Genomic DNA, 6,255 nt, shown 5'->3' with positions numbered 1-6,255 from the left:
CCTTCTCCCCCCCCTTCTCCCCCCCTACTCCTCCTTTTTATCGGAGACCTGGTTTTGGGGCTACCAGACCAACTCTACCCATCGTTACCGTGCCGGCAACTGTTAAAGCTGAAATTATTAAAGGAGGAACTTGTACATTCAGTCCTTCCTGCGGTGTTCTTGCTGCACCTCAACAACAGTTGGTTTTGGGGCAACCGGAAGGAGCTTTCGGTTCACCTGTTCTGGCAAATGCTGGAGATGGCATTGTGGTTTTTGTGAATGGGTTGCGTAATGTCTATGAAAAAACTGAAACTCAAACCGTAGATGTATATACCTCTGATACCGGTTTACCCCCAGACATCAATATCAATCCCCTTACTAATAACCAAATTTTATTCGTGTTTACGACTAAAACGACTCCAACAACCTCCTATCAGATTTTAGTAACCATTGAACCCCAGTAGCTAAACTTATGGCAATAAGCTGAAACCTTGATGTTATCCTGTTAGGGTTTGCTGAAAAAGTTTTTCCTGGGTGTGGGGTGTGGGGTGTAGGGTTTTACCCATTTTCAGGGGGTCAATTACCTAATTTTCAGGGAAAAAGTCCCTGAATTTTCCCCCCGATCACTTCAATCACTGGCACTTTTTGATGGGAAAAAAGTCTAAAGGACGATCCTGGGCAAAAAATCTAACTTAAACAGCGAATTGCCTCCAATAAACCCCTGGCTTTGTTGAGGGTTTCTTCATACTCTTTCTCCGGCTCAGAATCGGCTACTAACCCGGCTCCCGCTTGCACAGAAACCAGATAATTTTGATTACCTTGGGGACGAACAATCATAGTGCGAATTGTGATGGCACTATTTAACTGTCCCTCGAAATCGTAGTAACCATAAACCCCTGAATAGGGACCACGACGACAGGGTTCTAATTCATGGATAATTTCCATAGCGCGAATTTTCGGGGCCCCACTGACGGTTCCCGCGGGAAAACAAGCTTTTAATAAATCCCAAGCACTTTTATTGGTGGCTAAATCCCCCACCACATTACTAACAATGTGCATAACGTGGGAATAACGTTCAATTATCATTAATTCATCCACTTTGACCGTACCTTGATCGCACACCCTACCTAGATCATTTCTCCCCAAATCCACTAACATAATATGCTCGGCAATTTCTTTGGGATCTTGCAATAAATCCGTTGCTAAAGCTTGGTCTTCACTCAAGCTTTGTCCCCGGCGACGGGTTCCAGCAATTGGTCTGACCGTAGCCTTTATTTTACCTAATTCGTCCCGTTCTGCCTTAACCATCACTTCAGGACTAGAGCCAATAATTTGCCAATCCTTAAAGTTATAAAAAGCCATGTAAGGAGAAGGATTAATCAGACGCAGGGAACGATATAAATCGAAAGGATGACCCTGATAATTGGCATTTAAACGCTGGGAAATAACCACCTGAAAAATATCCCCCGCTTTGATGTAATCCTTGGCTTTCAGGACATTTTGACAGAATTTTTCCTGAGTTGTATTGCTTTCATAGACTAATTCTTTTCCCTGACCAACCGGTAATAATTCCAGGGTTTTGGCATTAGTTGGTAGGGGTAATCGTAACTTCAGAACTAACTGTGTCACTCGATCGCAGGCCGCTTGATAAGCGGCCGCTAAATCGGGATTTTTACCCCGGATATCGGCATAAGCGATCACCCAGATTTTCCGTTTAACTTGATCGAAAATAATCAGATTATCCACCTGCATCCAAATCCCATCCGGTAGATCGGCATCGGTAGCGTTATAAATAGGCACTCGCGGTTCGATCCAATTAATTAATTCATAACCCCAAAAACCAAATAAACCCCCTATTCCGGCGGGTAATTGCGGCAATTTAACTGGCACGATCGGGGCTAAACATTGGGTTAAAATCTCGAAAGGATCCCCCGAAAAAATCTCTTGAGAACCATCGCGAAAAGTTTGGGTAGTGGTGTTTCCCCGCGCTTCTAATACCCAGACGGGATCGCCTCCTAAAAAGCTGTAGCGTCCCAAGGTTTCGCCCCCTTCTACCGACTCTAATAAAAAATTGTAGGCTTGATTGGCACAAACTTTATACCAGGCCGAAACAGGCGTTTCTAGGTCAGCGATCCATTCTTGATAGACAGGAATAAAGTTACCTTGACCGGCGAGTTGACGAAAGCGATCGAAGTCGGGGAAGATCATATTTTGATGGTTCAGGAAACGGATAGCACAACACTTGTAGGGGAGAAAACGGAATTATGAATTATGAATTATGAAGGAGTGGGAAGTGGGAAAGTGGGGAAGTGGGGAAGTGAGGAAGTGGGGAAGTGGGGAAGTGGGGGAATTTCAACTAAAACCCTAACACCCCAACACCCTAACACCCTAACACCCCAAAACCCCCCGCAACGCGCACACAGTGACCACCCTATCTCCTGACTCGGAGAATACTGACTCCTAACTCCTAACCCCAGGAAAAACTTTTTGCCGCAAACCCTAACTAGCAATTGACTGCCGATTGCTATAAGAGAAATCGAGAGTCAGAAGTTAAATCTTAGGGCCAAATAGCTTCTAAATCTAACTCCCCACTCTCGATTTTAGGGATTATTTATGCTTCGTAGGGAGTGACACCAGAGAACTTAATTGTCGCTGGTTCGGGGTTTTTGCCGATATTGCGGTCTTTTTTGCCGAAAAATTCACGACCAGCGTTAACTTTTTCGGGGAAGACACCATCAGCAGGGTGGAGATACTGCACTTCACCACTGGGGTAAATCCGATAGATTTTGTAATCTTCGATTTTGGGCTTAAATTTCGTCCGGAATTGGGTACCAAGAGCGAGCGCGTGTTCTTTGCGGGCCAAATAGAGGAGATTTTCGCCTTCGTTCATGATAGCGGCGCCACCGGTGGGCATTTCAAAGACTTGTTCTTTGCTGCTTGTCCAGGTGATGGCGTACTTTTCTTCTAGATCGGCTTTGGCGAGTAAACCGCCTGTGCTGCCACCGAACTTAGGAGCTTTTCCAGAAAGTTCTGTCATAGGGTTTTGTTCTCTCTACAAAAATAAAGAAAAGGGGTTTTAGGGAATCCTATCACTGACACCCCCTCTCTCTAGTAGTCTTGTCAAGAACTGTAACATTATTTTGTACTAGACTATAGAACTAGGATTTACCGAAAAAGTTTTTCGTGGAGGCAGGGTGTGGCCCCCCAACCCCCCCGACATCGGGGGGGCAGGGTGTGGGGTGTGGGGTTTTACCCATTTTCAGCGAAAAAGTGCCTAAATTTTCCCCCCGATCACTGCCAGGACTGGCACTTTTTGATTTTAAAAAAGCCTAAAGATATTATCCCACAAGGTTTTTAGATTTATTCAGCCAGATAGAACTAAGCTCTTGGCCGATCGCCCGCCTGGAAATTTGCCAACTTAAAAAAATTACCGGAATTAATCCCACTAAGACAATGGCCAGGGCCGGGGCCGCCGCTTCCACTAAACGTTCATCACTGGCGTATTGATAAACGCGCACGGCTAGGGTATCAAAATTAAAAGGTCTTAAGACCAGAGTAGCCGGTAATTCCTTCATCACATCGACAAAAACTAACATAGCCGCCGTCAATAATCCCCCCGACAAAAGAGGAATATGCACTTTAATTAAAGTGGCACCAGTGCCATAGCCAAGGCTGCGGGAAGCATCATCTAAACTAGGTTTAATTTTACTTAAACTCGATTCTAACGTGGAAAAAGCTACGGCTAAAAACCGGACAATATAGGCAAAAATCACACAGAAAATCGTGCCGCTCAGAATTAAATTGATATTTAATACTTGATTGAGAAAGTTATCCAATTTGCCCATAGGAATTAAAACCCCCACCGCGATAACAATGCCGGGGATAGCGTAACCAGCCGCCGCAACCCGCACAGAAACCTTAAGAGTTTTATTCGGATTAAGTCTTTCCCCGTAGGCGAGAATTAAAGCTAAAACTACCGCAATAATTGCGCTTAAACTAGCCAGAAAAAAACTGTTTACCGATAAATTAAGAAAGTCATTATTAAAAGTTTCTTGGGCATGATTAAAGGCTAGATAAGCTAGATAGAAAGCAGGGGCGATAAACCCAAGAAATACTGGTAAAAAACAGGCGATAATTGCCAATAAACTCCGAACAAATCCTAGTTCGTACTTAGTCGGTGACTGGAAACGATTGGTCATTTCATAGTAACGAGCTTGACGACGGGAGGATTGTTCGAGGAAAACTAAAACGAGGATAAATACCATTAAAACTGTTGATAACTGCCCCGCAGCTATGGAATCTCCCATACCGAACCAAGTATTATAAATCCCCGTGGTAAAAGCATTAATTCCGAAATACTGCACCGTACCAAAATCGTTAAGAGTTTCCATTAAAGCTAGAGCTAATCCCGCCATAATTGCCGGTCTTGCTAGGGGTAAAGCGACAGTAAAAAAACTGCGCCAAGGATTACATCCCAAGGAGCGACTTGCCTCTAACGTGCAGACAGATTGTTCTAAAAAACCGACCCTTGCTAACAGATAAACGTAGGGATAAAGCACCAGTATTAACATCAGAATCCCCCCCCAGAGAGAACGGATATTAGGAAACCAATAATCCTCGAGACTATTCCAACCGAAAACACTTCTTAAGAACGTCTGCACCGGACCAAAATAGTCCATCATATTGGTATAAGTATAGGCCAAGAGATAGGCAGGAGCGGCAAGGGGTAGTAATAATAACCATTGAAATTGTTGACAACCCGGAAATTGACACATCGTTGTTAACCAAGCGGTGCCGACACCGATGATTAAAACGCCGCTGCCCACCCCGCACATTAACCAAAAAGAATTAACTAGATAATCCCAGAGAACAGTTTCGATCAGATGTTGCCAGACTTGACTGGAATTAGTTAATAAACTACTGGCAACCGATAAAATTGGCAGGGAAACAAGCAGGGCAATTAGTAAAACTGCAATTGTCCATCCCTGTCTAAAAAAAGAGCGAGATTCTTTCAGCAAAAACATTTTTAATAAGATTGTTAAAGCAATTTTTAGAGAACGGTCTAGTTATGCCTTGTTCGCTTGTGAGGTCAACTTACAGCCAGCAGTTCATTCAACTTGTTTTTCAGATTTGGCGATGTCATCAGCGGGTTGTAAACTTCTCCTGCGTAAGGTTGCCAAACATAACTAGGGCTAAAGGAGCGAAAGACTGGCAATATTCCTAGCTCGCGTGCAAGTGGTTTCGCTAAAACCAGTCCTGGGATAGATAGATTGGATGATTCTTCGATAAGCTCAGTGTATGTTCTAAACTCATCGACTTCAACACCAACCAGTGCATAACGGAAGGTGGGGGCAAATACTAGGGACTGATAGAGTAAAATACCTAACTCTGTCGTTGAATAGGCACTTTCAGGACCGTCTATTCCCACTTCGCTAAGATTATTTGGTGAAATGCGACACCACCAATTTTCTTCTATGTCTTGGAATATGTCTGTGCGACATTGGCACTGGCGACCGTTTGACAGCAACAATGATCTTCCCTGAAAATGTTGAGCAAATTTATCGGCCTTGCTCTCATCAGAACCACATTCTGCGGATAAACTAAATATCCATGCCATTTTCATAGACTCCTATTGTGTGTATGCCACTAATCCACCTTTTCCCAATATACTAAGGTATCAGCCTTTACAAGTACAGCAAAAAGTTTCTCGGAAGAAAAACAAGGTAAGAAAACATTGAAAGGGGGATGAGTAGCATTTGCCCTTTCAAAATGACAGAGATTTTTAAACCATGTTACAGTTTATCGAAAAAAGACGACGGGCAAGTTTGGCGTAAGTTTTCACTGTTTCGTAGGGCATTTCCAGAGCGGTAGCGATCGCTAATAGGGAATCTCCGAACTCGCGCCTGGCGAGAATTGTTGCTCTTGTCCTGCATAGTTAGTAAAAGTATAGTCAAATATAGACAGACTGAATTCCATTTCAGAAATTCCTTTCACTTTTACTTCGAGAGATTAATTCTCCTTGGGTGAACTACGCACCTCTCTATTCTATCCCATAGCGGTTAAACGCATTTGGGAATGCTTTTCGTAAAATATTGTAGGAACCCATGACATCAGATTGAACCAGAATCCCCTTATCTGTACGATATAACCCTCGCTTAATTCTTTTTCCTGAAAACACTGGCTTTTCAGTTATCTGTCCATAAACGGGGAGAGGATCGTCATTCAAAAAATTAGAAGCTGAGGTATAGGATTCTTCTTGAAGAATCACAGAGATTC

At 43.4% G+C, this 6,255-nt stretch carries 4 protein-coding genes and 2 pseudogenes; 1 reads left to right on the top strand and 5 read right to left on the bottom strand.

Annotated features, from left to right (window positions below; genetic code table 11):
• Nucleotides 1-443, top strand: a pseudogene (locus EWV68_RS04730) (PulJ/GspJ family protein); the annotation flags it as partial.
• Between the two features lie 223 nt (nt 444-666).
• Here the strand turns inward: EWV68_RS04730 and trpE are convergent.
• The 5 genes and pseudogenes from trpE to EWV68_RS04705 all read right to left on the bottom strand — a co-directional run.
• Nucleotides 667-2,187: an anthranilate synthase component I gene (trpE, locus tag EWV68_RS04725; RefSeq protein WP_287168991.1), complete on the bottom strand. Its 1,521-nt coding sequence runs from the start codon at nt 2,185-2,187 to the stop codon at nt 667-669.
• A 403-nt stretch (nt 2,188-2,590) separates the two neighbouring features.
• Nucleotides 2,591-3,016 carry a photosystem I reaction center subunit II PsaD gene (locus EWV68_RS04720; protein ID WP_002740397.1) on the bottom strand — a complete coding sequence of 142 codons (426 nt, stop codon included), beginning with the start codon at nt 3,014-3,016 and terminating at the stop codon, nt 2,591-2,593.
• Between the two features lie 301 nt (nt 3,017-3,317).
• The gene (locus EWV68_RS04715; RefSeq protein WP_061432165.1) at nt 3,318-5,003 is read right to left on the bottom strand and encodes an ABC transporter permease; all 1,686 of its coding nucleotides are present in this window, start codon (nt 5,001-5,003) and stop codon (nt 3,318-3,320) included.
• A 65-nt stretch (nt 5,004-5,068) separates the two neighbouring features.
• Nucleotides 5,069-5,596: a hypothetical protein gene (locus tag EWV68_RS04710; RefSeq protein ID WP_061432217.1), complete on the bottom strand. Its 528-nt coding sequence runs from the start codon at nt 5,594-5,596 to the stop codon at nt 5,069-5,071.
• Nucleotides 5,597-6,019: 423 nt separating this feature from the next.
• Nucleotides 6,020-6,255: pseudogene (locus tag EWV68_RS04705) on the bottom strand (RNA-guided endonuclease TnpB family protein); the annotation flags it as partial.

The sequence above is a fragment of the Microcystis sp. M_QC_C_20170808_M9Col genome (assembly GCF_007095495.1).
GTDB classification, from domain to species: Bacteria; Cyanobacteriota; Cyanobacteriia; order Cyanobacteriales; family Microcystaceae; genus Microcystis; species Microcystis aeruginosa.
Note: the sequence above shows the minus strand (reverse complement) of the source record. Positions and strands in the feature narration are given on the sequence as shown.

What these genes read in the sequence shown, in the direction of transcription:
- trpE (WP_287168991.1), bottom strand. Translation starts at nt 2,187, where the DNA reads ATGATCTTCCCCGACTTCGATCGCTTTCGTCAACTCGCCGGTCAAGGT.
- EWV68_RS04720 (WP_002740397.1), bottom strand. Translation starts at nt 3,016, where the DNA reads ATGACAGAACTTTCTGGAAAAGCTCCTAAGTTCGGTGGCAGCACAGGC.
- EWV68_RS04715 (WP_061432165.1), bottom strand. Translation starts at nt 5,003, where the DNA reads ATGTTTTTGCTGAAAGAATCTCGCTCTTTTTTTAGACAGGGATGGACA.
- EWV68_RS04710 (WP_061432217.1), bottom strand. Translation starts at nt 5,596, where the DNA reads ATGGCATGGATATTTAGTTTATCCGCAGAATGTGGTTCTGATGAGAGC.